This is a genomic window from Gluconacetobacter brunescens (assembly GCF_048695475.1).
GTDB lineage: Bacteria > Pseudomonadota > Alphaproteobacteria > Acetobacterales > Acetobacteraceae > Gluconacetobacter.
In genome coordinates, this window is the sequence record NZ_JBLHEN010000001.1 from 363,337 (window position 1) to 388,821 (window position 25,485).

Here is a 25,485-nt window from a genome sequence, read left to right on the forward strand (position 1 = left end):
GCGTTACTTCTTATACAAAGGAATAGATAGCAGAACGGGCAGGCGAAGGCCATGTTCGACATCGCGAACAGTGACGAAGATCTTCTGGGTGGAAACGCGGAAGGCCAGGACACCGACAGCGGCGATCATGCCGAGTAGCAGACCAGTCGCTAGAATCGGCAGCCGCAGCGTTGAGCCGTGCGTGGAAGCGTTCGGGGGTTGAACGACGCGGATATTGGCGCTTGCCAATTGGGCCAGGGATGAGCCTATCGTCGAAGCCTCGACGTTGTTTTCGAGTGTCCGATAGCTTTCAGTCAGCGAATCTCGAGTCGTTTGCAGGTTTCGATATTGACCCGACAGATTGGTGAGTTCGGCGAGGCGTGTCTGAAGGGCACTTTTTTCGGCATCAATGGCGACCCGCTTGGCACGGAGACCTGCCACCCGTGATGTCAGCAGGATTCGTTGCTGGTTCAGTTCATCATAGACGCCGTTGATGCCGTTGCGCTTCACATTCAGTTCGCGCGGGGCTGCCTGCTCGATCTGCTGTTTGATATCGCTGATCTGATGTCGAATATCGACGACCAGGGGGAATGTGTCCTGATAGCGCTGCCGGGCATCGGCTAATTGAATTTGCAGCCGCGCCAGGCGGTCTTGCATTGTCTTGCGGGCCAGTCCGACATCTGTTTCCGAATACAGTTCGATTCGTGCGGGGGTCGATGACAATGTGCCTTCCAGAATCTTAATCTGGGCATCGAGATTGTCTATGTCACTGGCGATGTTCGTCTGTTGGTCGGATAGATCGCCGGTGCGACGCAGAATGATGGTCGTCTGCTGCGGCAGGTCACTGATATTATGTGCCACACTGAAGGCAACGAGCTTGTCTTCGGCGGCATTCAGCCGGGCTGCCAACTGAGCCACCAACTGGGCAGGCCCGCTGTCCCGGTTCGCTGCGAAGATCTTCCCGTGATAAACAATATAGTCGTGGATAATGGTATCGAGCGTATCCAGAGCCGTCTGACGCTTCTGGTTGCGAAGGGACAGTTCCAGAATATTGGATTGCGGGATGGCGTCGACGCGCAGGTCCCGTAGCAAGCGACTGGCCGCCTGCTGTTCCCCCTGCCGGGTAGAGGGAATGTCCGGATAAAGGCGCCGGACCCCCACATCCTGAATCACCTGTTCCGCCAATGCGGGGCTCTGGAGAATTTCCAGTTCACCCTGAATGATCTGATTGCGATCCATGGCGACGTCGCCGCCGTTTTCCTGCCCGAGCGGGTGGAAGACATATTCGCCGCCATAAAGGATCAGCAGCCGCGCCTGGGCCGTGTAGATCCGATGCGCAGTGACGGTGGCCATGACGCTGAGGACGACCGGAGCCAGTGCAGCGATGAGGATACTTTTTTTATAATAAAAAATCGCGGCCAGAATATCGCGCAACGAATGTTGCGCGTACGACATCGACCTGCTGGTCAGGCGAAGCTGGAGGGTTTCCTTCATGGTAAGTTCAGACCGCCAACACTGTCGTTATATATTGCGTGCTACCATGAATGGCGCCCGGTGTGAAACGCGAAATGTTGCGCGATGCGCTCCGTATCGCATCAGACCGATTGCTCTGCCCCCCGGAAAGCTTTATTGAGAAAGCAACCTTGATCTGAAGGAACAAGTTGGCTGTGACATTCTTGCGCCGGTTGTTAGTCACGCTGTTTGCCATATGCGTCACGGGCTGTATCCAGCATCTTGATCCCCAACCTCATGGCGCACGTAATTTCGTTCCCTGGACGGATGAGCCAGTTCCCTACCGGCTCTCTCCGGGAGACATACTGGCTATTCAATATACTCTTAACCCAGAACTTAACGAAAATGAACTGTCAATCGCGCCGGACGGCACGATCACGGCGCCGCTGCTGGGAACGGTCATGGCGGCGGGGATGCCGCTTGCGACGTTGAAGAGCAGCATGCAGCAAAGGTACGCTGCCTACCTGCGACATCCTGCGTTCGATATCATTGTACGTAGTTATGTGGCGGCGCAGATTTATGTTGGCGGTGAGGTCAAGACGCAGGGGATCTACCCGCTCAAAGGTGCCATGGATGCCATGCAGGCGGTTGTTACCGCCGGCGGTCCCATCGATTCGGCCAAATTGTCCCAGGCAGTACTGATCCGTCACCGTGCTGACGGGCGCCCGATGCTGCGGACGATAGATCTGCGGCATTATATGAATACGGCGGATATGAGTGATCACGTCATGCTGCAACCTGGTGACCTGGTCTTTGTGCCCAAGACCGCAATCGCGTCATTCGATATCTTCATCGACCAGTATCTGGACAAGGCCATACCATTTAACAAGACACTGAATTACAATATGGGGTCGAGCGTTTTCTATTGATCGGCTCCGTGCGACCGCCCTCTCGGAAAGGGGGCGTTTGTTGTGATGGTTGGTGTCGGAAATGGAATCATGATCAGATTTGGGAAAATCTGAGAAAAATTAAAGCGCTTTTGACATATTTGTTGTTTTATTATCCGTCTTCATTTGAAGAAGCCCCAGAGGCTGGTGCTGTTGGTGAAATATCCTTTTTAAATTCAGAAGAAGAAGGGGTTTGTCTTCCCAAGATTATATGGATGTACTGGGACAATCCAGATTATCCAAAATATATAGATACTGTGGTAGAGCGGCTACGCGAATTGAACCCAGATTGCGATGTTCGCTTGCTGAACTGTCACACTCTGTCTCATTATATAGATGATTATATGGTGAGGCAGGCGGGGCTGTCGGCAACGACGAAGTCCGATTTGATCAGGTTGGAATTGATACTGCGTTATGGCGGCATATGGCTTGATGCCACCATTTTGGTATTTGAAGATTTTTCCTGGATTTATGAAAAGTTCTCGAGCGGACGATATAATTTTGTCGGGTTTTATTATGAGAACTGGACAAGGGTCGAACATTTCCCAGTCCTTGAAAACTGGCTGATCGCATCGCCGCCGGACGATCCGTTTATTCGGGCCTGGAGGGACGAATTCAAGAAAGTTACCCTGGGCGTCGATATATATTTTTCAGGTTTGAAAAATAGATCCGATTATGGAGATATCCTTCAAGGTGTCGAAGACCCCAAATATCTTCTTGCGTATCTCGCGGCGCAGGTGGCTATGCGGCAGGTTCCATCCTTTTCCGTTCATCTGCGAGCCGCTATGCGGTCTGCGTTTTTATATCACGTATTGTCTCAATGGGTTCCCTACAAGATTGCCTTGAAGCTTTGTGCGAATAAAATGCCGGCGAAGCCGCCGTCCCTTATAAAAATAACGCACGCAGAAAGATATCTCATTAATGTAATATGGAAGTTTAATTTATTCAGCAAGAAAAGTTACTTGTCGTTGTTGAAAAAATAATCCCGGGAATGGTATATTATACCACCATGCGATAGGTCAGAACGGACATTCAGGGCGTAATGAGCGTGGGAAGTTGCGTAACTGTTGCCCATGCATGTGCTCTCGCGCATCTGATGTTCAGGGCGAAACAAGCCGGAGAGCGACGCAATCTACTGCTGGTAGCTTGCTGTCCGATATCGAACGCCGATAACCGAGATGCAAGGGGTATATCTAAGCCTGGTACAGGTGGGTCATTTCTTCGAAACCATGTGGGAACCGGCCAGGATTCGTCGGATAATATATATCATGCAAAGACATTGAACCGTTTGGCCGGCAAGGGTTCCAACAATGACCATGGACGAGTGGGAATTCATGGCGATGATGACCATGCTCGAGCATGTTGTCAGGGCGGCTGCCAGATCGGATAGCGCAAGGACACGATATCGCTTCATGGACAGAAGGGTCGTGCCTCCGACAGCAGACAGGCCGCCGAGGATGACATTTGCGCCCCAAAGAAGGATCAGCGAACTGCTCTGTTGATAATTCCCCTTGTACAGCAGGTGGGACAGTTCCGACCAACTCAGTGCAACACTGCCGGTCCAGAGGATGCTGCCGACCAGTGGCAACACCAGCCCTGCGGCGAGCGTCTTCATGAAAGGGTGGCGATCGTGATGGGCCCACATTCTGGAAAGTTGCGGCAGGCTGATGGACGACCATGCCGCGTTGAGCATCCAGGCCGGCCTGATGACGACCTGTGTTGCGGTCAGTTCTGCGAGAGCGGGCGGCCCATAACGCCAGGCACCGACAAAGTTGAACAGCCGGTTGGTGAGTTCAGCCGATGCGGCACCGAGCATGATCCAGCCCGAACTGTGCAGATAATGGAGATGTGGGCGCATGTCGCGCCAGTGGATCAGGGGACGCTGCCCGCTGGTCCCGATTACCAGCCAGGCGAGTGCCGCGCTACCATATGAGCCGCCGGCCAGGAGCAGCCCGATGTCGGGTGTAGGGGCGTGCCCGGCCAGGGAGCATGTTGAAGCAGCGACGATAAAGACAAGCAGAGACGTCGCAGTCAGGGCTGTGGCGAAGCCGACCTGGTGATGGGCGAAGAACAGGGCGCGCGTATATTGATAGACAAGAAAGAGCGGGACAAAAACGACCGCGCCGACGGCATGGAACTTGCTGTGGTAGTGACCGAGTACCGCCATGACCACGGCTGTCGTGACAAAAGCGGCCAGGGCGAAGAGGATCTGGATCGTCAGCAAAAAACGTTCGGCTGCTGCTCTTTCATCCTTTTCAACCGCGTTCAGTCCCGCGAGATGGCAGGTGATCAGTGTCGACTGAGCGGTGCCGGTGATCCAGGCGACCGCAAGCCATAAGGCATAAACACCATAGGAGTTGGGCAGCCCCTCACGTGCCATCCACAGATTCACGATGAAGGTCAGCAAGGCGCCGAGTGCCTGATCGGACAGGGAAATCAGAAAACGCATTGGCAGAAAGGACTCATGGCGGAACAGGGGCGCGCGGGACGTGCCAAAACAGATATAGCCCTTCGACATTCTTTGATGAAGCGCCAAAACAAGGATTTGACGGGCAACGGATCGGGGCTACAGTGAGAAGCCGGGCATCGGTTGCATGTATTTGAAGGCGAATGATCGCGTTTGCGTCTGGTCTATCTGTTGCTGCTCTTCCTGCTCCTAATTCCAGGCCCGATCGGGTAAGGCATCTATAATGTCATTGTCAAAGAACATTACAGGGGGCGGCAAGAGGGCGTTCGTGTGGCCTAAAGGGGCGGGATGCAGGGTCGGATGGCGACCGACGGTGCATCGGTTTGGTCAAGCCGGTCTATTGGTGATCGCGACCATTCTTGTCGTTTTACAAGCATCCGAGGCTGCTTTGGCCCAACGGGAGATCGAGCAGCAAGTCGGTCGGCATGCCTGCAGGTGGGTCTGGGACTGTACATGGGGACGATGCAAACATGTGTCCCAATGTGCTGAGCCCAATGATCTGGTGCCGCCTGAACCGAAGGAACTTCCGCCGCTTTCTCCGGTGGATTCTGGGCCATTCATGGTTCCCGACATTCTTTCACCGGGTGGCAGCCACTGCCCCCCGAGGAGGACGTGCGACCAGATGGGAGAGTGTGTCTGGGAAGTGAAATGCTGAGAATCTGTTTGAAAATACATGCTGGCGGCGATTCGGCCTGCGTTTCCTGCGTTTCGAGGCTTACGGCCATCAAGGCTGCTCCGCTGCTCGGAAACACATGATGGGCGCGGCCCGTTTCCAGTCGCACTCGCTTGCCAACATGCATTTTCAGACAGGCTCCGGGTAGAATTATATTGATTTGATATTGTTGCGAAAAATCTCCAGACACCGGGAAGAATTTATTCAACTCCCTGGGGCGGACAGGCAAGAACGAGAGAAAGTATGGTTAGAGCAGATGCTGTTTACGCGCAAACCGTTTCTGTGCCACGACAAACGTCGTCCAAAGGGTACTATGCCTGGGTAGATAATGTTAAAGGCATTGGAATAATCTTGGTCGTGCTGGGCCATGTGCTCAGAGGAATAGAAAAGGCTGGGATTGTACAAAAAAACAGCGCTCTGATCGTCGTGGATAGTATTATATACAGCTTCCACATGCCTCTCTTTTTCTTTGTGTCCGGGCTGTTTTTTCATAACTCCCTGGGAAAACGCCATAGTGACGGACTTATAAGGAATAAGTTCGATACTATCGTTTACCCATATATTGTATGGTCGATAGTGCAGGGATGTATAGAAATAATTTTATCGCATTATACGAATAGTCACTTTAGGCCAATCGAGTTGCTTTCCATTATGTGGACGCCGCGGGATCAGTTTTGGTTTTTGTACATTTTGATGATGTGTTTTGTTGTTTTTATTATATTTGAATCGGCTTTTGTGAAAGTGAATTATTTTTTGGTGACCATAATTCTTTCGGTTCTATGTGTGTTTCGTGATAGACTTCACGCGCCATTCATATTTGATTTGTTTCTTGCGAACGCTGTATATTTTTCTGTTGGCATATTGTGCGGTAAATTCATGGTTCTCTTTGAGGGAATGTGTCAGAAATATATAGTTTTTCTTTTGGTTGCGGCCTTTTCTTCGCAGTATATTTTTCATTTTTTCTGTGGCTTTAATTACACCAGAATAGGATTTTTCTCTCTTTATTTATCTTTGATTTCAATTTTATTCATAATTGGCATAAGTATAAATTTAGAAAATAGGATGGGTGTGATAAAATATATAGGAAAATATTCCATGCCTATCTATCTTATCCATGTCATTGCCGGAAGCGGTGCGCGTATTGTGTTGCATGGGTTCTTTCATATGAATGACCTGTACGTCCAGACGGCATTCGGTACGATTGTGGGTGTCTTCTGCCCTATTGTGATATACAAATATGCGAATTCTTACGGCATGAGCGCGCTCTTCATTATGCCTCGCAGCGGGAAGCCTTATCTGGCGCCATCTTCGATCAGATAAGGAGGCGTTCAGGGATGCATCCGGCTCGTTTCATTCACGCTGGTGCCAAGAGCAGATGTGTCTGCGGAGAAACGAATAGGCGAAGTGCGAATTCGCTGTTCATTTGGGTGCGGATCGGCGATATCTTGCTTCAAATTATATAATGGTTAAAGGTTCGAACAATATGTCGGCGCATGTGCCTCGATCGGTCCTTATGTTGTTTGGCCTGCCTTTTAGTTCGTTATCGGCTAGTGAAATTTCGAATCTTATAGCAGAGCATGTCAGAACTCCGAATGAAGGCGTGGGTCTGCTTGTGACGCCGAATATCCAGCATATTGCGCTGATGCGGACGAATGATGAATTTCGGAAGGCATGTGGGCAGGCCGAAATTTTGACGTGCGACGGCTTCCCGCTTTATTATTACGGCCGCTGCCGTGGTTTGCCGCTGCCGGGTCGGGTGACGGGGCGTGAGATCACCGAAGACTTGATGTCGATGCCGGAGGCATTGAAGAAACATCGTATTTTCGCCGTGGTGGATAGTGAACGGACGGGTAAGGCCGTTCTTGAATGGGCGCGAGTCCATGGTCTCGACGCCGGGTTCGCCTTTTATGTTCCGCCCTTCGGTTTCGAAAATAACGCGATCGAATCACGACATATGGCGCAACTGATCTGCCGCCACGGGACGACCCTGCTTTTCATGGGGGTCGGGGCGCCACGGAGTGAACTGTTCGTCAGCAGGTATAAGGATGATCTGCCGCCCTGTTGGGCGTTATGTATCGGCCAGTCGCTGATCGTCGCCCTGGGCCTCCTGCCCAAGCCCCCGGCTATCGTTCAGCGTTTCAATCTGGAATGGTTCTGGCGGATCGTACTGGAGCCTCGACGCCTGATAAGACGATATGTCTGGGCGCTGTATGAATTCTTGATTGCAATGTTCAGGGATCTATTTCGTTTTGGCTGATATATCTGATCTTCAGGCGGAAGCGTCCTATCTGGCGGCACGTATTTCGGCGTCGAGCGTCAGAAGGACCGCATCCTTTCTGCGCGGCGGCCTGCTGTCACAGCGAAAGCGCGTGGTCATCGTCGGGACAGGCGCGGATGCGGAAAAGGTGGCGCGCTGGCTCCGTCAGGCTCCGGATCGATATGAGATTCTGGGAAATTTCGACGATCGGACCAGGGGACTGGAAGAGGCTAAGCCCTCGGTGCAGTATCTGGGGAATCTCGACGATTTGCTGGTTTTCTGTCGGCAGACTCTGCCTGACATCATTATCCTGTCCATATTCTCCCTGAGCAGGGAGCGGTTCCTTGATATCTTTCAGAAGATACGGGTCCTGCCCGTCGATATCGAGATCGCACTGAGAAAATCGGGTTCCAGCGGCAAAGGTGCGTCGCCGGAGGCTGAATTTTCTATGATTCTTATAGAAAAGCAGCCGCTATCCGGTTTGGATTGTGTTGTAAAATTTCTGGAAGATAAAATTATTTCGATTTTTCTTCTTTTAATTCTGTCTCCTGTTTTCGCTTTCATTGCTATTTTGATCAAATGCGACAGCAAGGGGCCGATTTTTTTCGAACAGATGCGTTACGGGTTCAATTCGAATCCCATTCCGGTCCTCAAATTCCGGACGATGTATACGAATCTCTCGGATCCGACTGGTGTGCAGAAGACGGTACGGGACGATCCGCGCGTTACGCGGGTTGGCCGCTATCTGCGCCGCTATTCCTTGGATGAACTCCCCCAGTTATGGAATGTGCTGGCAGGGCAGATGTCGATTGTCGGTCCGCGTGCGCATGTTGCTTCCATGCGGGTGGGAGAGGGCATTTATGAGGACGTCGTTAAGAACTATTTAATTCGACATAAATTAAACCCGGGAATTACCGGGCTTGCGCAGGTCAAAGGTTGCCGTGGAGAAGTTAAAACATTAAGGGATGCAAGAAGAAGGCTGAGTTACGATATTTTCTATATAAATCATTGGTCTTTGTTTTTGGATCTGAAAATTATTATGGAAACTATCTATATCGTGCTCTTTAAGAATGACGATACTTATTGATTGGAAATGAGATCGGGCGTTTCTTTTGTCGTCACGGCTTGCTGTCGGGTATTTCATGAGCCGTTGGGTCTGGGCATCCCATCCAACGGAGTGGAGGTCCGGGCGGGAATCGAACCCACATACGCGGATTTGCAGTCCGCTGCATCACCATTCTGCCACCGGACCCGACATGGTGCGTTGGCTATATCCACGCTCTCGGGGCGCTGGTCAAGCCGTTGTGTGCAACGGGCCTGCTAGGCAGATGGCGCGTAGGGACATAAAACGGGCTCAGGCTAGGGAAATGCCCCAGGGAACCACCAATGATGGGGCCCGTGCCGTGGGTTACGTTGCGAAGGGAACGCCATGAACCAGTCCGCGCCTGGAGATGCCATCCTCGATTACGATGCCGCGCGGCAGCGGATGGTGGATGCGCAGATCCGACCCGTGCAGATCAATGATCCGCGAATCGTCGCCGCCATGCGCTTGCTGCCGCGCGAAGCCTGTGTGCCGGATTCGCTGCGGGCCATCGCCTATGCCGACCAGAGCCTGGAACTGGGCCATGGGCGGGTGCTGACCGAACCGCGGATCGCGGGCCGCATGGTCCAGATCGGCGAGCCCCAGGACGGGCAGCGCGCGCTGGTGGTGGGGGCGGGGACCGGATACATCGCGGCCCTGCTGGCGCGTCTGGGACTGAAGGTCGTGGCGCTGGAATCGGATGCGGCCCTGAGCGCGATCGGCAAGAAATTCTGCGCTGCCGAGGCGCCGGACGTGGTCTGGCGGGATGGTACGCTGGCGGCGGGTGCTGCGGGCGATTCGCCGTTCGACCTGATCCTGATCGACGGGGCGGTGCGTGCGGTGCCGCCGGCGCTGGCAGGGCAGCTTGCACCGCATGGCAGGATTGTCTGCGTGATCTGGCCCGAAGGCGGGGTGGCGACGGCCAGCATCGGGGAAGCCTCGGCAAGCGGGCTCGCGACGCGGCCGGTCTTCGACGTGGCGCTGCCGCTGCTGCCTGAACTGGAACCGGCGCCGGCCTTCGCATTCTGAAGCCTGAAACCGTTTGATATATTCTTTACCCGGAAATGCGATACCCAACGCCGGATAGCATTTTCGGGGAGGGGCGAATGAAGCGCGGATGCGGAATCGGGGCGGGCCTGGCCGCCCTGTTATGCAGCTCGGCCGCGTGGGCGCAGCGTTATGACGGCAGCGGTTCGCCCAGTTTCATCCCCCATACGTTGCAGGAGGCCATGGCGGCGGCCTACCTGACCAACCCGACCTTGCAGAAGGAGCGCGCGACCCTGCGCGCGACCGATGAGCAGGTGCCCACGGCGCTGGCCGGGTGGCGGCCCACCGTGACCAGCAATGCCGGCATGACCTATTTCTCCGGCGTCAATCGCGTGTCGGCGCAGGATGGCTATGCCGGATATGACCGGAAATACGACGTTCCGGGTTACACGGCCGGGGTGACGATCTCGCAGCCGCTTTATTCCGGCGGGCGGACCACGGCCAGCACCCACAAGGCGGTCAACGAAGTGATGGCCGAGCGGGCGCGGCTGATCGCGACCGAGCAGCAGGTCTTCAGCGACGTGGTCAGCGCCTATGTGGGCGTGATCGAGAACGAGCAATTGCTGCAACTCAACATCAATAACGAAAAAGTGTTGCAAGAACAGCTTCGTGCGACTTCGGAGCGATTCCGGGTCGGCGAGATCACGCGGACCGACGTGGCCCAAGCCGAAGCGGCCCTGGCCAGTGCCCGCGCTGCCCGGCAGGAGGCCGAGGGCACGTTGCAGACGGCCCAGGCGACCTATGCCCAGGTGATCGGCATGTCGCCGCCGCCCAACCTAGTGCCGCCGCAGCCGCTGGTGCTGCCGGCGCGTTCGCAGAACGAGGCGATCGCCCAGGCGGTGCAGAATAATCCGAACGTCATCGGCGCGCTGTTTACCGAGGCATCGCAGAAGGATGCGGTCGGCGTCGCCATGTCGGCGATCATGCCCAGGATCTCGGCCGAGGCGAGCTATTCGCGTGCCATCAACCAGAGCAGCGGCCGCTCTTTGATGGACGACAAATATGCGACGGTGAATATCCAGTTCCCGCTCTATCAGGGCGGGTCGGAATATGCGGCCGTGCGGCAGGCGCGCCAGCAGGTGTCCGAGGCGCATCGGGCGGTGGATATCGAGCGTCGGGCGGCGATGCAGCTTGCCTCGTCGAACTGGCAGCAACTGGTGGCCTATACGGCGGCGATCAAGAGCAACCGGATCGCCATTGCCTCGAACATCGTCGCCCTGGAGGGGGTCGAACGCCAGGCGATCGTCGGCACCAGCACCACGCTGGAAGTGTTGCAGCAGCAGCAGACGCTGCTTCAGGCGCAGGTGGCGCTGGTGCAGAGCCTGAGCAACCTCGTGACCGCGTCCTACGGGGTGGCGGCCGCTATCGGCCGGCTGACGGCGCAGGATCTGAAGCTGGACGTGCCGCGCTATGACGAGACCGCCTATTACAAGGCGGTCAAGGACCGGCTATGGGGGATAAGCGACCAGGCGGCGAACCAGCCGGGGCGGTGACGTTATTCCGGCGTCTGCCGGGCAATGGGTGACCAGGGGGCGACATGGCCGGGATGGTGCGCCGAAACATGGTCTTGTTGGTGCTGATGATGCCGGCGGGCCCCGTTGCGGTTGCCGCGCGACCGGTGCATCGACCCTTCGACCCCAATATCTATGTCGCCATTCCGTCGCGGGCCGTGCCGGCGGCGGCGTCCTCCACCGCCTCCACGCCGCCGGATGGTGGGGGAGAGCGGGTGGACGTCGTGGGCAAACGGACGGTTTACCAAGCGGCGCCGGTTCCGGACCAGCAGGTCCGCAAGCCGGCGGGGGACGATGATTTCGGCATTCCGCTCGGCCCGCTGGGCAAATTCAGTCTGGGTGGCAGCCCGGACCCGGATCATGATCCGGTGACGGGAACCTATCTGGCGCCGTTCGGCGCGTCATATGAAGGATCGAGCCCCCTGATGACCCGTTAGGGAAGGCGCCGCCGGGGGTAGACCGACGCGCGGCGTTTCTTTCGGGGCGAAGTTCGCTATAAGCGGCGAACCGGAGGGGGTGGCCCTGTCCGGGCTATCTTCCTTCATGCTCAGGTCTGGTTTTGCGATGCTGAACAAGTCTTTCTCGCCCGGCGAGATCGAACCCGCCCTCTATGCGGAATGGGAGCGCGAATGCGCGTTCTCGGCCGTGCCGGGCAGCAGCGCGCAGCCTTACACGATCATGATCCCGCCGCCCAACGTGACCGGTACGCTGCATGTGGGCCATGCGCTGACCATGACGTTGCAGGACACGCTGATCCGCTGGCGGCGGATGCAGGGCCGCGACACGCTGTGGCAGCCGGGCACCGACCATGCCGGCATCGCCACCCAGATGGTAGTAGAGCGCACCCTTCAGAAAGAGGGCACCAGCCGGCAGGCGCTGGGGCGGGAGGCCTTCGAGCAGCGTGTGTGGCAGTGGAAAGGGGAATCGGGCGGCGGGATCACGACCCAGCTTCGTCGGCTTGGTGCCTCGCTGGACTGGCCGCGTGAGCGCTTCACCATGGACGAGGGCCTGTCCAAGGCGGTGCTGGAGGTGTTCGTCACCCTGTATCGCGAGGGGCTGATCTATCGCGACCGGCGGCTGGTGAACTGGGACCCGGCGTTCCGCTCGGCGATTTCGGACCTTGAGGTGGATAACCGCGAGGTGCAGGGCAGCCTTTGGTATATCCGCTATCCCGTTGCCGATGACGCGGAAGGGCGCACCATCACGGTCGCGACCACGCGGCCCGAGACGCTGCTGGGCGACATGGCCGTGGCCGTGCATCCCGAGGACGAACGCTATGCCGGTCTGGTGGGGCGTTCGGTGGTGCTGCCGCTGACCGGGCGGCGGATTCCCATCGTGGCCGACAGCTATTCCGACCCCGAGAAAGGCAGCGGCGCGGTCAAGATCACGCCCGCGCATGATTTCAACGATTTCGAGGTCGGGCGGCGGCACAAGCTGGCGATGCCCAGCGTGCTGGACGAGGATGCGCGGGTGACGCTGGCGGAAATCGCCGACGACCTGCATGCGGTGGAGGGGCTGGCCGATCCGGCCTTTACGCGCGGGCTGGAAGGGCTGGGACGCGACGAGGCCCGCAAGGCGGTGGTGGCCGAGCTGGAGCGTCTGGGCTGGCTGGAGAAGATCGAGCCGCATCGCAACCAGGTGCCGCATGCCGAGCGCAGCGGCGCGGTGGTGGAACCGCGCCTGACCACGCAATGGTATTGCGATGCCGCGACCCTGGCCGGGCCCGCCATTGCGGCGGTGGAGACCGGACAGGTGCGCTTTGTGCCGCAGCAATGGGAGAACACGTTCTTCGCCTGGATGCGCGATATCCAGCCCTGGTGCATCAGCCGCCAGCTCTGGTGGGGGCATCGCATCCCCGCTTGGTACGGGCCGGATGGGCATGTGTTCGTGGCGCATGACGAGGCGCAGGCCCTGGATCAGGCGCGGGCGCATTATGGGCGGGACGAGGTGCTGACGCGCGACGAGGATGTGCTGGATACCTGGTTCTCCTCCGCGTTGTGGCCGTTCTCGACCCTCGGCTGGCCGGAGAAGACGGCGGATCTGGCGCGCTATTATCCCACAGACGTGCTGGTGACGGGGTTCGACATCATCTTCTTCTGGGTGGCCCGGATGATGATGATGGGCCTGCATTTCATGAAGGACGTGCCGTTCCGCACCGTGTTCATCCATGGGCTGGTGCGTGACGAGCGCGGCCAGAAGATGTCCAAGAGCAAGGGCAACGGCATCGATCCGCTGGATATGGTCGACCAGTACGGTGCCGATGCGCTGCGCTTTACCGTCTGCGCGCTGACCGGGCTGGGCCGCGATGTGAAGCTGGGCCAGAAGCGGATCGAGGAATACCGGTCGTTCGTGACCAAGATCTGGAATGCCGCGCGGTTCTGCGAGATGAGCGGCGTGGCGCCGGTTGCGGATTTCCGGCCCGAGCGTGTGACCTCGCCGCTGGGCCGCTGGCTGCTGGACGAGGCCGCCCGCGCGGTGGCCGATGCCGATGCGGCGCTGGAAGCCTATCGTTTCGATGAATATGCCGCTGTCTGCTACCGGTTTGTCTGGAACTGCTTCTGCGACTGGTTCCTGGAATTCGCCAAGCCGGTCTTCAATGGCGCGGACGAAGCTCTGGCGGCCGAGATCCGGGCGGTGGCGGCGCATGTGCTGGGGCTGATCCTGCGCCTGTTGCAGCCGGTCATGCCCTTCGTGACCGACGAATTGTGGACGGAGTTCGGCTTTGGCGCGCGTGGCAGCCTGATGACGGCGGCCTGGCCGGTGCCCGAGCGCCCGGCGGACGCGGCGGAGGCCGTGGCGGAACTGGATTGGGTGGTGCGCTTCATCTCCGCGATCCGGACCGTGCGGGCGGAGATGAACGTGCCGCCGTCGCGTCTGGCGCCGGTGCTGCTGCGCGATGCCGATGAGCGGACCGTCGCGCGGGCGACACGCTGGGCGGAGGCGATTGGCCGCATGGCGCGCGTGTCGGCGGTCGAGTCCCTGACCGGAGAGATGCCGCGCGGTGCCGCGCAGCTTGTGGTGGACGAGGCGACGCTGGTGATTCCGCTGGCGGGCATCATCGATCTGGACCAGGAGCGGCAGCGCCTGGAGAAGGAGCGCGGCCGGCTGGATGGCGAGATCGTGAAGGTCGAGCGCAAGCTGGGCAATGCGGATTTCGTTGCCCGCGCCAAGCCCGAGGTGGTCGAGGAAAATCGCGAGCGTCTGGCGCAGTTCCAGAGCGAGCGTGCCAGGGTCGAGGCGGCGCTGGGATATCTGGCCTGACGGTCGTCACGTTCCCTTCGTCATGATCGCTTCTCTTTCAATCCATGCCAGGACAGCACATCTTCCATGGAGACGGTGCGAATCCGGCACAGGAGAAAAGAGATGACGAACGCGACGAAGGGGTATGACCCGTCATGGCAGACCGCTTATCTGGCGGGTGGCTGCTTCTGGTGTACCGAAGCGGCGCTGCGTGAACTGGCCGGCATTGAGGACGTGGTGCCCGGGTATGCGGGCGGAGATGTCGCGAACCCGAGCTACGAGCAGGTCTGCACCGGCCGGACCGGCCATGCCGAACTGGTCCGCGTGACGTTCGACCCGAGCGTGCTGTCCTATGCCGACCTGTTGCGGATCTTTTTCACCATCCACGACCCGACGACGCTGAACCGGCAGGGCGAGGATGTGGGTACACAATACCGCTCCGTCATCTTCTACGCGACGCCGGAACAGGAGCGGGTGGCGCGTGAGGTGCGGGACGAGATCGCGGCGGCGCACTTGTGGCCTGATCCGATCGTGACCGAGATCCAGCCGCTGACGCAGTTCTACGAGGCCGAGGCCTATCACCACGATTATTTCGCCAAGCACCCGGAGCGCGGCTATTGCGCGGCGGTGATCGCGCCCAAGGTGGCGAAGGTGCGGCGGCTGTTCTTCGATCGGCTGGCGATGGCCCGGTCCTGATCGCGGCGGGTCATTCGGTCTCGTCGTCCAGGAAAAGCTGGTCCGCTTCCTCGTCGTAATCGAACAGTTCGGCGTAGCGGGCCCAGCCGATCAGGGTTTGCAGGGTCTGCTTGGCGTAGTCGGGCGACATGCTGTCTTCCAGTTCCTCGCGGAATCGCTCGGCGCTGGCGCGGTGGTTCGGCCGTTCGTCCAGCACCGAGCGGATCACGCGGACCAGCGGGACATTGTGCAGCAGGCTGTGCCAGAGGATCTGCCGCCGTTCGTCGTGGCTGCTCTGGACGAAGCGCGCGCCTTCGGCCGTGAGCAGGATGTCGCCATCCTCAAGTTCGGCGAATTCCAGCAATTGCAGCGATTCGCCGAGCGGAAACAGGTCGTCCAGCGCCAGTTGCAGGCGCGAGGCCAGGAGCGGCAGGTCGGCCCGGCCGTCCAGCGGGTCGGCGGCCAGGGTTTCCATCATGCCGACCATCGTGTTCATCGGCAGGTCGGGCAGGGCGACCTGGATCGGTGCCGTGGGCTGCGGTGCGGTTTCGCCGATGGGGAGTTCGGCCTCGGAGACGATCGGGGCGCGGCGTGTCATCAGCGCGTAGATCTGGTCGACCAGCTGGCGGAAGGCGGGGTCCTCGCGGTTGCGGGGATGGGCGAAGGGCACGGCCAGTTCGTGCGCCACGCGGCCGGGATTGGAGGAAAAGACCAGGATGCGGTCGCACATCAGGACCGCTTCCTCGATATTATGGGTGACCAGCAGCATGGATTTGACCGGCAGCTTGCGCTCGGCCCACAGCTCGATCAGGTCGGTGCGGAGGTTTTCCGCCGTCAGGACGTCCAGCGCCGAAAAGGGTTCGTCCATCAGCAGCAGGTCGGGCTGGACCACCAGCGCCCGGGCAAGGCCCACGCGCTGGCGCATGCCGCCCGACAGTTCCTTGGGGTAGGCGTTTTCGTAGCCGCCCAGGCCGATCAGGTCGATCGCGCCTTCGGCCAGGCGGTCGCGCTCGGCGGCGGCGATGCCCTTGGCTTCCAGTCCCAGTTCCACGTTCTTCTGTACCGTCAGCCATGGGAACAGGGCGAAGGACTGGAACACCATCGCGATGCCGGGCACCGGCCCGGAGACCGGGCGGCCTTTCCACAGGATGCTGCCCTCGGTGGGAGGGAGCAGGCCGGCCACGATGCGCAGCAGCGTCGATTTGCCCGAGCCGGACCGGCCCAGCAGCCCGACGATCTCGCCTGAGCGGAGGCTCAGATTTACGTCGTCCAGCACCACCAGGTCGGCCGCGCCGCCCTTGTGGTAGGCCTGGCGGCAGTCGATGACGCGGATCAGGTCCTCCTGATCCTCGACCTGGGGGGAAGGGGCCGAGGGGGAAGGCGAGAGGGTCATGGCGCGGTCCCGGATGGTGATCAGACGAAGGCGAAGTGGCGGCGGGCGTAATCAGCCAGCGGACGCCACACCGCGCGATTGAACAGCAGCACGAACACCGCCATGACCGTCATGCCCAGCCCGACATGGGCGGTGTCGCCGGCGACCGTGGCGCGGGCGATATACGCCCCCAGCCCGTGGGCGGCGAGATGGTCGCTGCCCCAGCTTGCGACCTCGGCGGCGATGGCGGCGTTCCACGCGCCGCCTGAGGCGGTGATGGCGCCGGTGATGTAATGCGGCAGGATGCCCGGCAGGGCGACCCGCAGCCACCAGAGCGGGCCGCGCACCTGGAGGCTGCGCGCGACCTCCAGCAGGTCGGCGGGGTAGGAGGATGCGGCGGCCACGACATTGAACAGGATATACCACTGGGTGCCGAGGATCATCAGCGGCGTGAGCCAGATATCGCTGCTGAGTTGGTAGTGGACGATCAGCACCACGAAGATCGGGAAGAACAGGTTGGCCGGGAACGCGGCCATGAACTGGGCCACGAACTGCGTGCGCCGGGCGCGGGTCGGATCGAGCCCCAGCCAGATGCCTGCCGGTACCCAGACCAGCGAGGCCAGCAGGACCATGGCCACCACCCGCAGCAGCGTGAGCCCACCCAGGCCCACGACATGCAGCAGTTCGGGCAGCGTGAAGGTGGCGCGCGCGTAGATCCAGACCTGCCACAGGGCGAGCAGGCTCAGCCCGGCCAGCAGGGCGGTCCAGCCCCAGTCGAGCAGGCGGGACGGGAGGACCGGGCCCCGGCGGACCTCGTGGGGGCGCCGGCCCAGGGGCAGGCCGCCGATGGCGGTCAGGCCGTCGCCGATGGCATCGGTGATGCGGCGAAGCAGGGCGGTGCGGCGCAGCAGGACCAGCATCCACGGGTCGGAAGCCGGGGTGGCATCCGATGATGCCGTGCCGAAGCGCGCGGACCAGGCGACGAGTGGCCGGAACAGCAACTGGTCATAGGCCAGGATCACCACCAGCATCGCCAGGATGGCGTACAGCACCGCCCACAGGTCGCGCTGCGCGATGGCGGTGCCGACATAGGAGCCGATGCCGGGGAGCAGGATATCGGTGTTTCCGACCGTGATCGTCTCGGAATAGACGACCATGAACCAGCCGCCGGACATCGAGACCATGGCGTTCCAGACCAGTCCCGGCACGGCGAACGGGACGTCCAGCCGCCAGAATTTCTGCCAGGCGGTGAGGCCGAAGCCGCGGGCGACTTCTTCGAGGTCCGGCGGGACGGAGCGCAGGGACTGGTACATGCTGAAGGCCATGTTCCAGGCCTGGCTGGTGAAGATGGTGAAGATGGCCGCCAGTTCGGCCCCCAGGATGCGGCCGGGGAACAGGCCCATGAAGAAGACGACCGTGAAGGTGAGGAACCCCAGGATCGGCACCGATTGCAGCACATCCAGCACCGGCACCAGGATCAGCGCGGCGCGGCGGCTCTTGGCGGCCCAGACGGCATAGGTGAAGGTGAACAGCAGCGAGGCGCCGAGGGCCGCGAACATGCGCAGGGTGGTGCGCACCGCATAGCCGGGCAGCCAGGCGGGATCGAGATGGATGACGGCGGCATTGGGCGCGGTGATGGGGGCCAGCATGTGGCGCCCGGCCGTGGCCAGCAGCACGGCCAGCCCGAGCATGCACAGCAGGGCGGCCAGGTCGAACAGGTTGGGCCGGCTGTCGCGGGATAAAAAGGCGGGAAGCCAACGCGCCGTCATGACCCTCTTTCCTGTCTGCCCATCTCCGCCCGTCAGGCGGTGCCGGTGCTGCCGAAGCCGCCCGAGGCGCGGGTGGTCTCGTCCAGGCTTTCGGCTTCCTGCCACGCGACGCGGACCACCGGGGCCAGCACGGCCTGGGCGATGCGCATGCCGCGCGTGATCGTCAGCGGCGCGTCACCCGTGTTGAACAGGATGATGCCGATCTCGCCGCGATAATCCTCGTCGATCGTGCCGGGCGTGTTGGGCAGGGTAATCCCGTGCTTCAGCGCCAGGCCCGAGCGCGGGCGGATCTGCAATTCATAACCGGGCGGCAGGGCGATGCACAGGCCGGTGGGCACCAGCAGGCGCGCGCCGGGGGCGAGTTCGACCGGCTCGCGCACCGCCGCCAGCAGGTCCATGCCGGCGGCGCCCGCCGTGGCGTAGCCGGGCAGGGGCAGGTCGGCCGCGTGCGGCAGGCGGCGGACGGCGACGGAAACGATGGGGGCGGTCATGGGGCACTCCGGCCGGAAGGGGAATCGGGGGTGAAGAAGGCGGCGATCCGCTCGGCCAGGTGTGTGGCGACGGCCTGCTTGTCCATGCGGGGCCAGTGGTCGGTGCCGTTGGCGGTGATCAGGATGATCTCGTTTTCCGTGCCGCCCATGATGCCGGTTTCCGGCCGCACGTCATTGGCGACGATCCAGTCGCAGCCCTTGCGCTGCCGCTTGGCCGCCGCGTGCTGCACGACCGTATCGGTCTCGGCGGCGAAGCCGATGACGAGGGCGGGGCGATCGGGGCCGGGGGTGGAGAGTTCGGCCAGGATATCGGGGTTGGGCACCAGCGTCAGGACCGGGGGCGGGGCGCCGGCGGACTTCTTGAGCTTGCTGGTGGCCTCGTGCGCCACGTGCCAGTCGGCGACGGCTGCGGCGCAGACGGCGATGTCGCAGGGCAGGGCCTGCTGGCAGGCCGCCAGCATCTGCCTGGCCGTTTCGACGCGGTGCAGGGTGACGCCTGCCGGCGCGGGCAGGTCGACCGGCCCGCTGACGAGCGTGACGCGGACCCCGAGGGCGGCGAGGGCCCCGGCGATTTCATAGCCCTGGCGGCCGGATGAGCGGTTGGCGAGGTAGCGCACCGGGTCGATCGGCTCGTGGGTCGGGCCTGCGGTGACCAGCGCGTGGCGGCCGGCGAGGGGGCCGGGGGTGGCCGGACCGGCGAGGTGGCGGAGAATGGCTTCGGCGATGGCGGGTGGTTCCGCGAGGCGGCCGGGGCCGGTCTCGTTGCACGCCATCAGCCCGATTTCGGGCCCGACCACCGTGACGCCGCGTGCGCGCAGGGTCGCCAGGTTGGCCTGGGTGGCCGGGTGGTCCCACATGCGGACATTCATCGCGGGCGCGATCAGCACCGGCTTGTCGGTGGCCAGCAGCAGCGTGCTGGCCAGATCGTCGGCCAGTCCGGCGGCCATGCGGGCCATGATGTCGGCCGTGGCCGGGCAGACCACCAGCAGGTCGCCGGAGCGCGAGAGGGCGATATGGCCCATCTCGTTCTCGTCGGTCAGGGAGAACAGGTCCTCGTAGACCTTCTCGCCCGTCAGCGCCTGGAGGCTGAGGGGGGTGACGAACTGCCGGCCGGCCGCCGTCAACACCGTGCGCACGCGCAGGCCCGCGCCCGTCAGCAGGCGGATCAGTTCCAGTGTCTTGTAGGCGGCGATACCCCCGCACACGATCAGCAGGACCGTGCGGCCGCCGATCGGGGCGGGGGCGGCTTGCATCGTCAGATCCGCCAGCCGGAATGGATGGCCGCGATGCCGCCTGACAGGTTGCGGACCGTGACATGCTCCAGCCCCGCATTGCGCATCATGCCGGCCAGGGTCTCCTGGTCGGGGAACATGCGGATGCTCTCGGCCAGATACTGGTAGCTCTCGCGGTCGCCGGCGATGGCCGCACCCATGCGCGGCAGGACCTGGAACGACCAGGCGTCATAGATCGGCGAGAGGGCCGCGACCTGCACCCGGGAGAATTCGAGGCACAGGAAGCGCCCGCCCGGCCGCAGCACGCGGCGCGCCTCGCGCAGCACGGCGTCCTTGTCGGTGCAGTTGCGCAGGCCGAAGGCGATCGTGACCCGGTCGACCGAGCGATCGGGAAGGGGAATGGCCTCGGCGTCCACGACGGCGAAATTCAGGCTGGAGATCAGCCCGCGCTCCAGCGCCCGGCTGCGCCCGACGGAGAGCATGCTGGCATTGATGTCGGACAGGATGGCTCGGCCGCCGCCGGCGCGCAGCCAGCCGAACGAGATGTCGCCGGTGCCGCCCGCCAGATCGAGCAGAGTGAGGTCGGGATGGGCGCCCATCTCGGTGACGAAGATTTTCTTCCAGGCCCGGTGGATGCCCAGCGACATGACGTCGTTCATGATGTCGTAGCGGGTGGCCACGCTATCGAACACGGCGCGCACCATCGGCTTCTTTTCGGCCATGGGCACGTCGCGGAAGCCGAAATCGGTCGTCTCCGCGCCGGAGGGAGGGGCGCCGGCGGCGTCGGGGAAGGCGGAGGGCTTGGTATTGTCGGTCATGGTTCAGGGATATAACCTCAGATCCACTCATGCCGGAACTCCCTGAAGTCGAAACAGTGATGCGTGGGATGCGGTTGCATCTCGATGGCAAGACGATCGCCCGGGTGACGGTGCGGCGCGAAGGAATGCGCACGCCCTTTCCGCCGGACCTGGCCAGGCGGCTGGAAGGCGCGCGGATCAGCGGTTTTGCCCGCCGTGGGAAATATATCCTGATGCGGCTGGACCGGGGCGAGAGCATGCTGCTGCATCTGGGCATGTCCGGGCGGGTGCTGCTGTCGCTGCCCGGCAAGGCGCCGGCGCCCGATCGGCACGAGCATCTGTCGTTCGAAATGACGGACGGCACCCATTTCGGCCTGATCGACCCGAGGCGCTTCGGCACGGTGGATTTGATGGCGACGGCGGATGAAGGAAAACATCGGCTGCTGGCCCGACTCGGACCCGAGCCGCTGGGGAACGGATTTTCCCAGGAATGGCTGCACCAGGCGATCGCGCGGCGGCGGACCTCGATCAAGGCGGCGCTGATGGACCAGTCGGTCGTGGCGGGCATCGGGAACATCTATGCCTCCGAGGCCCTGTTCCGTGCCGGGATCCATCCGGCGCGGATGGCCTGCGGGCTGGATGTGGCCGAGGAGGCGCGGCTGGTCGAGGCGATCCGCGGGGTGCTGGTCGAGGCGATCGCGGCCGGTGGATCAAGCCTGCGCGACTATGCCCAGCCGGATGGGGAACTGGGCTATTTCCAGCATGCCTGGCGCGTCTATGGTCGCGCGGGGCAGGGATGCCCGGATTGCCCCGGCGGCAAGGCCTGCGGTGGGGTGGTGCGGATCGAGCAGGCGGGGCGTTCGACCTTCTTCTGCCCCCTGCGGCAGGTGCTGCCGGCCGGTGCGCCGGCGGCGGCCGGTTGATCGGCATGGCGGTATTTGCAGATGTGCGGAAGAGTTGTCTTGACGGGGGTGGAAGGCTTGGACTAGATCGCCACCCTGATCTGGATGTCCGAGGCCTGCTGGCGACGGACCTCGTAACCATTTTTTTTTGAACTGAGAACCATGGCGAACACTGCTTCCGCGCGTAAGCGCATCCGTCAGAACGAGCGCCGCAACGCGCGTAACACGGCGCGCGTCTCGCGCATGCGCACCTTCGTGAAGAAGGTCGAGGCGGCGATCGCCTCGGGCAACAAGGAAGAGGCGACCACGGCCCTGCGCGCCGCGCAGCCGGAAATGCAGCGCGCCTCGGGCAAGGGTGTGATCCACGCCAACACCGTTTCCCGCAAGATTTCGCGTCTGTCGGCCCGTATCAAGGCCCTCGTCGCGGCTTGATCGCCTGCGCCGGCCGGTATTGTTAAAATCCGGCAAATAGACGCATAGCATTTAGCAAAAGGTCGTTCTTCTCTTTCAAGGAGAGGAACGGCCTTTGCTTTTTCTGTGAAAGTTCCGGCTGATTGCTTCAGGTTCCGGTGACTGGTCCTGTTGTGCGGGGCGGGGGATTTTCCCACCTCGCCGACCCAGTTTTCCGTTGCCTCGATCGGGCTGGTGACCTATCTTCGGCTTCTTCATTCCGAGACGACTGAGCAGGACATCGTGGCCGCGCCTTTTTGGGTGTCGGGCAAGGGGAGGCTTGTTTTCCTTTGCGTGGCGGGCTGGCGGCAGGTGGATTGCGTGGGATCATCGGTATGACGGGGACGGAAAACGCAGGGACGGATCTTCCGCATGGCCGGAAGGGTACCGTCTCCATGGGGCCGGGATTGAACATGACGGGCGAACTCAGTGGATATGATGCCGTCGCGGAAGCCCGGTCGGTTCGGAACGTCCTGGACATCCACTGGTCGCGGATCTGTTCACGCTTGCAGGCCGAGGTTGGCGAGGTCGAATATCGCACCTGGCTGAAGCAGATCAGCATCGGCCCGGTCGATGGCGACGAGATCACGCTCAATCTGCCGACCCGCTTCCTGCGCGACTGGGTGCGCACGCAGTATGGCGACCGGCTGAGCGCGCTGTGGAATGCCGAGCTGCCGTCGATCCGCCGGGTGGAACTGCAGGTCGGCCGGCCTGATGCGGTTGCCGATCCGGCGGGTGACGAGGCCGGTTCGGTCGATGCCGCGCCGGTTGCGGCCGTGGACGAGCGGGTGGCCGAGGCGCGCAGTGAGTTGAGCCGGCATGACCTGGCCGCGCCGCTGGACCCGCGCTTTACCTTCGATACGTTCGTGGTCGGCAAGCCCAACGAATTTGCCTATGCCTGCGCCCGCCGGGTGGCGGAGCGGCCGTCCAGCCCCGGTTTCAATCCGCTGTTCCTCTATGGGGGCGTCGGGCTGGGCAAGACGCATCTGATGCATGCCATCGGCTCGGAACTGACGCGGGGCGGCAAGGTCTCGGTGGCCTATATGTCGGCCGAGAAGTTCATGTACCGCTTCATCGCCGCCATCCGCTCGCAATCGACGATGGAATTCAAGGAGCAGCTTCGCTCGGTCGACGTGCTGATGATCGACGATCTGCAGTTCCTGATCGGCAAGGACAACACGCAGGAAGAGTTCTTCCATACGTTCAACGCGCTGGTCGATGCGGGCCGGCAGATCGTGGTATCGGCCGACAAGTCGCCGTCCGACCTGTCGGGACTGGAAGACCGGCTGCGCACGCGCCTGGGATGCGGCATGGTGGCCGATATCCATGCCACGACCTTCGAACTGCGGATCTCGATCCTGGAATCGAAGGCGGCGGCGTCGGGTGTCGCGGTGCCGGCCAAGGTGCTGGAATTCCTGGCCCACAAGATCACGTCCAACGTGCGGGAACTGGAAGGCGCGCTGAATCGCCTGATCGCCCATGCCAACCTGTTCGGCCGCCCGGTGACGCTGGAAGCGACGCAGGACGTGCTGCATGATATCCTCAAGGCCCATGACCGGCGGGTGACGATCGAGGAAATCCAGCGCAAGGTGGCCGAGCACTGGAACATCCGCCTGACCGACATGTCCTCGGCCCGGCGCGCGCGCGCGGTGGCACGGCCCCGGCAGGTGGCAATGTATCTGGCCAAGCAGTTGACCAGCCGGTCGCTGCCGGAAATCGGGCGCAAGTTCGGCAACCGCGATCATACGACCGTCATGCACGCGGTGGCGCGGGTGACCGAGCTGATGGAGCGGGATACCGCGTTCGCCGAGGATGTCGAATTGCTGCGCCGCATGCTGGAGAGCTGACAGGCGGACCTGGGCAGCGGGCCGTCCGGCGGGGCTTTGCGCACGCGGCCGGGGGCTGCTAGAATCACGGGACCGAAGGTCATATCTGGCAGTCCGGGCGGGTGGCCGGGGCGGCCATGATCCCGGTGGCATATGCCGGGCAAGGAGAGTCTGTACCTATGAAGCTGAAGGCTGACCGCGCGACATTGCTGAAGGCTCTGGCGCATATCCAGAGTGTCGCCGAGAAGCGGAATACCATTCCGATTCTGGCCAATGTTCTGATCAATGTCGCGGATGGTCGGCTGACGCTGACGGCGACCGACATGGAAATCGCGGTGGTCGAGGAAATCGGCGCCGAGACCGCCCGCAACGGCGCGGTGACCGCGCCCGCCGCCGTGCTGCATGAGATCGTCCGCAAGCTGCCCGACGGGGTGGCGGTCGAACTGGACCATGCGGGCGGGGACGCGCCGCTGGCGCTGCGGGCCGGGCGCTACACCACCAGCCTGAACGTGCTCGATGTGGACGATTTCCCGTCGATGACGGCGGGCGAACTGCCCAACCGCTTTTCGGTGCCGGCCGCGGTGCTGCGCGGGCTGATCGACCGCACGCGCTTTGCGATCTCGACCGAGGAGACGCGCTATTATCTCAACGGCATCTATCTGCATGTTGCCGCCGGCGATACCGGGCCGATGCTGCGCGCGGTGGCGACAGACGGGCATCGTCTGGCGCGGGTCGAGACCGAGGTTCCTTCGGGGGCCGAGGAGATGCCGGGCGTGATCGTGCCGCGCAAGACGATCGCCGAACTGCGCAAGCTGCTCGACGAGGGCGCCGAGGATGTGGTGGTCGGCCTGTCCGACACCCGCATCCAGTTCTCGGTCGGGCCTGTGACGCTGACCTCGAAGCTGATCGACGGCACGTTCCCTGAATATGACCGGGTGATCCCGCGCGGCAACGACCGGATCCTGCGTGTGGGCAAGAAGGATTTCTCCGATGCCGTCGCGCGTGTCGCCGCGATCAGCCAGGAGCGTTCGCGCCCCGTCAAGCTCTCGATCGGGCATAACCTGCTGACTCTCTCCGCCGTCAGCCCCGACCAGGGAACGGCGAAGGAAGAGCTGGACGAAAACTACGTGACCTACGACGCCGAACCGATGGAGATCGGCTTCCAGGCGCGTTATCTGAACGACATTACCGATCAGATCGACCGCGACGTGGAATTCCTGTTTTCCGACAGTTCCGCCCCGACCATCGTGCGTGATGTCGCCAGCCCGTCGGCGCTGTACGTGCTGATGCCGATGCGGGTCTGATCGCGGAGGCGCT

General features: G+C 61.6%; 21 protein-coding genes and 1 tRNA gene. 14 read left to right on the plus strand and 8 right to left on the minus strand.

What is annotated here, in order from left to right; translation table 11 throughout:
• Window positions 1-3: 3 nt before the first annotated feature.
• A complete protein-coding gene (locus tag ACMAUO_RS01510) occupies window positions 4-1,473 on the minus strand; it encodes a GumC family protein (RefSeq protein ID WP_420355243.1) in 1,470 nt (489 codons plus the stop codon).
• Between the two features lie 173 nt (window positions 1,474-1,646).
• Between ACMAUO_RS01510 and ACMAUO_RS01515 the strand changes: the two genes are divergently transcribed.
• Window positions 1,647-2,360 (plus strand): polysaccharide biosynthesis/export family protein, encoded by a 714-nt coding sequence (locus ACMAUO_RS01515; RefSeq protein ID WP_420355244.1) that lies wholly within the window; start codon window positions 1,647-1,649, stop codon window positions 2,358-2,360.
• Window positions 2,357-3,361 (plus strand): glycosyltransferase family 32 protein, encoded by a 1,005-nt coding sequence (locus ACMAUO_RS01520; RefSeq protein WP_420355245.1) that lies wholly within the window; start codon window positions 2,357-2,359, stop codon window positions 3,359-3,361. Before ACMAUO_RS01515 ends, ACMAUO_RS01520 begins: the two co-directional genes overlap by 4 nt.
• 230 nt (window positions 3,362-3,591) lie before the next feature.
• On the opposite strand, the gene ACMAUO_RS01525 is transcribed toward ACMAUO_RS01520, so the two are convergent.
• Window positions 3,592-4,896: a lipopolysaccharide biosynthesis protein gene (locus tag ACMAUO_RS01525; RefSeq protein WP_420355246.1), complete on the minus strand. Its 1,305-nt coding sequence runs from the start codon at window positions 4,894-4,896 to the stop codon at window positions 3,592-3,594.
• A gap of 865 nt (window positions 4,897-5,761) precedes the next feature.
• Here ACMAUO_RS01525 and ACMAUO_RS01530 point away from each other — a divergent pair.
• The 3 genes from ACMAUO_RS01530 to ACMAUO_RS01540 all read left to right on the plus strand — a co-directional run bounded on the left by ACMAUO_RS01530 (window position 5,762) and on the right by ACMAUO_RS01540 (window position 8,862).
• Complete coding sequence (locus ACMAUO_RS01530; RefSeq protein WP_420355247.1) at window positions 5,762-6,838, plus strand: acyltransferase family protein; 1,077 nt, start codon at window positions 5,762-5,764, stop codon at window positions 6,836-6,838.
• A gap of 193 nt (window positions 6,839-7,031) precedes the next feature.
• Window positions 7,032-7,775, plus strand: coding sequence for a WecB/TagA/CpsF family glycosyltransferase (locus ACMAUO_RS01535; RefSeq protein WP_500862070.1), 744 nt, complete (start codon window positions 7,032-7,034; stop codon window positions 7,773-7,775).
• Window positions 7,768-8,862 carry an exopolysaccharide biosynthesis polyprenyl glycosylphosphotransferase gene (locus ACMAUO_RS01540; protein ID WP_420355249.1) on the plus strand — a complete coding sequence of 365 codons (1,095 nt, stop codon included), beginning with the start codon at window positions 7,768-7,770 and terminating at the stop codon, window positions 8,860-8,862. Before ACMAUO_RS01535 ends, ACMAUO_RS01540 begins: the two co-directional genes overlap by 8 nt.
• Before the next feature lie 91 nt (window positions 8,863-8,953).
• Here ACMAUO_RS01540 and ACMAUO_RS01545 read toward each other — a convergent pair.
• Window positions 8,954-9,027 (minus strand) — tRNA-Cys (locus ACMAUO_RS01545).
• A 177-nt stretch (window positions 9,028-9,204) separates the two neighbouring features.
• Here ACMAUO_RS01545 and ACMAUO_RS01550 point away from each other — a divergent pair.
• The 5 genes from ACMAUO_RS01550 to msrA all read left to right on the plus strand — a co-directional run bounded on the left by ACMAUO_RS01550 (window position 9,205) and on the right by msrA (window position 15,350).
• Window positions 9,205-9,885, plus strand: a complete 681-nt coding sequence (locus ACMAUO_RS01550) for a protein-L-isoaspartate O-methyltransferase family protein (RefSeq protein WP_420355250.1) — start codon at window positions 9,205-9,207, stop codon at window positions 9,883-9,885.
• 77 nt (window positions 9,886-9,962) lie between these two features.
• The gene (locus ACMAUO_RS01555) at window positions 9,963-11,396 is read left to right on the plus strand and encodes a TolC family outer membrane protein (RefSeq protein WP_420355251.1); all 1,434 of its coding nucleotides are present in this window, start codon (window positions 9,963-9,965) and stop codon (window positions 11,394-11,396) included.
• A gap of 68 nt (window positions 11,397-11,464) precedes the next feature.
• Window positions 11,465-11,851 (plus strand): hypothetical protein, encoded by a 387-nt coding sequence (locus ACMAUO_RS01560; RefSeq protein ID WP_420355252.1) that lies wholly within the window; start codon window positions 11,465-11,467, stop codon window positions 11,849-11,851.
• 127 nt (window positions 11,852-11,978) lie between these two features.
• On the plus strand, window positions 11,979-14,675 hold the full coding sequence (locus ACMAUO_RS01565; protein ID WP_420355253.1) for a valine--tRNA ligase: 2,697 nt from the start codon (window positions 11,979-11,981) through the stop codon (window positions 14,673-14,675).
• Window positions 14,676-14,777: 102 nt separating this feature from the next.
• The gene (gene msrA / locus ACMAUO_RS01570; RefSeq protein WP_420355254.1) at window positions 14,778-15,350 is read left to right on the plus strand and encodes a peptide-methionine (S)-S-oxide reductase MsrA; all 573 of its coding nucleotides are present in this window, start codon (window positions 14,778-14,780) and stop codon (window positions 15,348-15,350) included.
• Window positions 15,351-15,360: 10 nt separating this feature from the next.
• Here msrA and ACMAUO_RS01575 read toward each other — a convergent pair whose 3' ends face one another.
• Genes ACMAUO_RS01575 through ACMAUO_RS01595 form a run of 5 tightly spaced genes read right to left on the minus strand, consistent with a single transcriptional unit; the run spans window position 15,361 to window position 21,011 of the window.
• Window positions 15,361-16,722, minus strand: coding sequence for an ABC transporter ATP-binding protein (locus tag ACMAUO_RS01575; protein WP_420355255.1), 1,362 nt, complete (start codon window positions 16,720-16,722; stop codon window positions 15,361-15,363).
• Window positions 16,723-16,742: 20 nt separating this feature from the next.
• Complete coding sequence (locus ACMAUO_RS01580; protein WP_420355256.1) at window positions 16,743-18,470, minus strand: ABC transporter permease; 1,728 nt, start codon at window positions 18,468-18,470, stop codon at window positions 16,743-16,745.
• A gap of 32 nt (window positions 18,471-18,502) precedes the next feature.
• Window positions 18,503-18,961 (minus strand): dUTP diphosphatase, encoded by a 459-nt coding sequence (gene dut, locus ACMAUO_RS01585; protein WP_420355257.1) that lies wholly within the window; start codon window positions 18,959-18,961, stop codon window positions 18,503-18,505.
• Window positions 18,958-20,214, minus strand: coding sequence for a bifunctional phosphopantothenoylcysteine decarboxylase/phosphopantothenate--cysteine ligase CoaBC (gene coaBC / locus ACMAUO_RS01590; protein WP_420355258.1), 1,257 nt, complete (start codon window positions 20,212-20,214; stop codon window positions 18,958-18,960). Before coaBC ends, dut begins: the two co-directional genes overlap by 4 nt.
• 2 nt (window positions 20,215-20,216) lie before the next feature.
• Window positions 20,217-21,011 carry a class I SAM-dependent methyltransferase gene (locus tag ACMAUO_RS01595; protein WP_420355259.1) on the minus strand — a complete coding sequence of 265 codons (795 nt, stop codon included), beginning with the start codon at window positions 21,009-21,011 and terminating at the stop codon, window positions 20,217-20,219.
• Window positions 21,012-21,040: 29 nt separating this feature from the next.
• On the opposite strand from ACMAUO_RS01595, the gene mutM reads away from it, so the two are divergent.
• From mutM to dnaN, 4 genes are all read left to right on the plus strand, one after another.
• On the plus strand, window positions 21,041-21,913 hold the full coding sequence (gene mutM, locus ACMAUO_RS01600) for a bifunctional DNA-formamidopyrimidine glycosylase/DNA-(apurinic or apyrimidinic site) lyase (protein WP_420355260.1): 873 nt from the start codon (window positions 21,041-21,043) through the stop codon (window positions 21,911-21,913).
• Between the two features lie 141 nt (window positions 21,914-22,054).
• Complete coding sequence (gene rpsT, locus ACMAUO_RS01605; RefSeq protein ID WP_420355261.1) at window positions 22,055-22,324, plus strand: 30S ribosomal protein S20; 270 nt, start codon at window positions 22,055-22,057, stop codon at window positions 22,322-22,324.
• A gap of 431 nt (window positions 22,325-22,755) precedes the next feature.
• Window positions 22,756-24,189 carry a chromosomal replication initiator protein DnaA gene (gene dnaA / locus ACMAUO_RS01610; RefSeq protein ID WP_420357166.1) on the plus strand — a complete coding sequence of 478 codons (1,434 nt, stop codon included), beginning with the start codon at window positions 22,756-22,758 and terminating at the stop codon, window positions 24,187-24,189.
• 158 nt (window positions 24,190-24,347) lie between these two features.
• Window positions 24,348-25,472 carry a DNA polymerase III subunit beta gene (gene dnaN / locus ACMAUO_RS01615; RefSeq protein WP_420355262.1) on the plus strand — a complete coding sequence of 375 codons (1,125 nt, stop codon included), beginning with the start codon at window positions 24,348-24,350 and terminating at the stop codon, window positions 25,470-25,472.
• Window positions 25,473-25,485 lie beyond the last annotated feature (13 nt).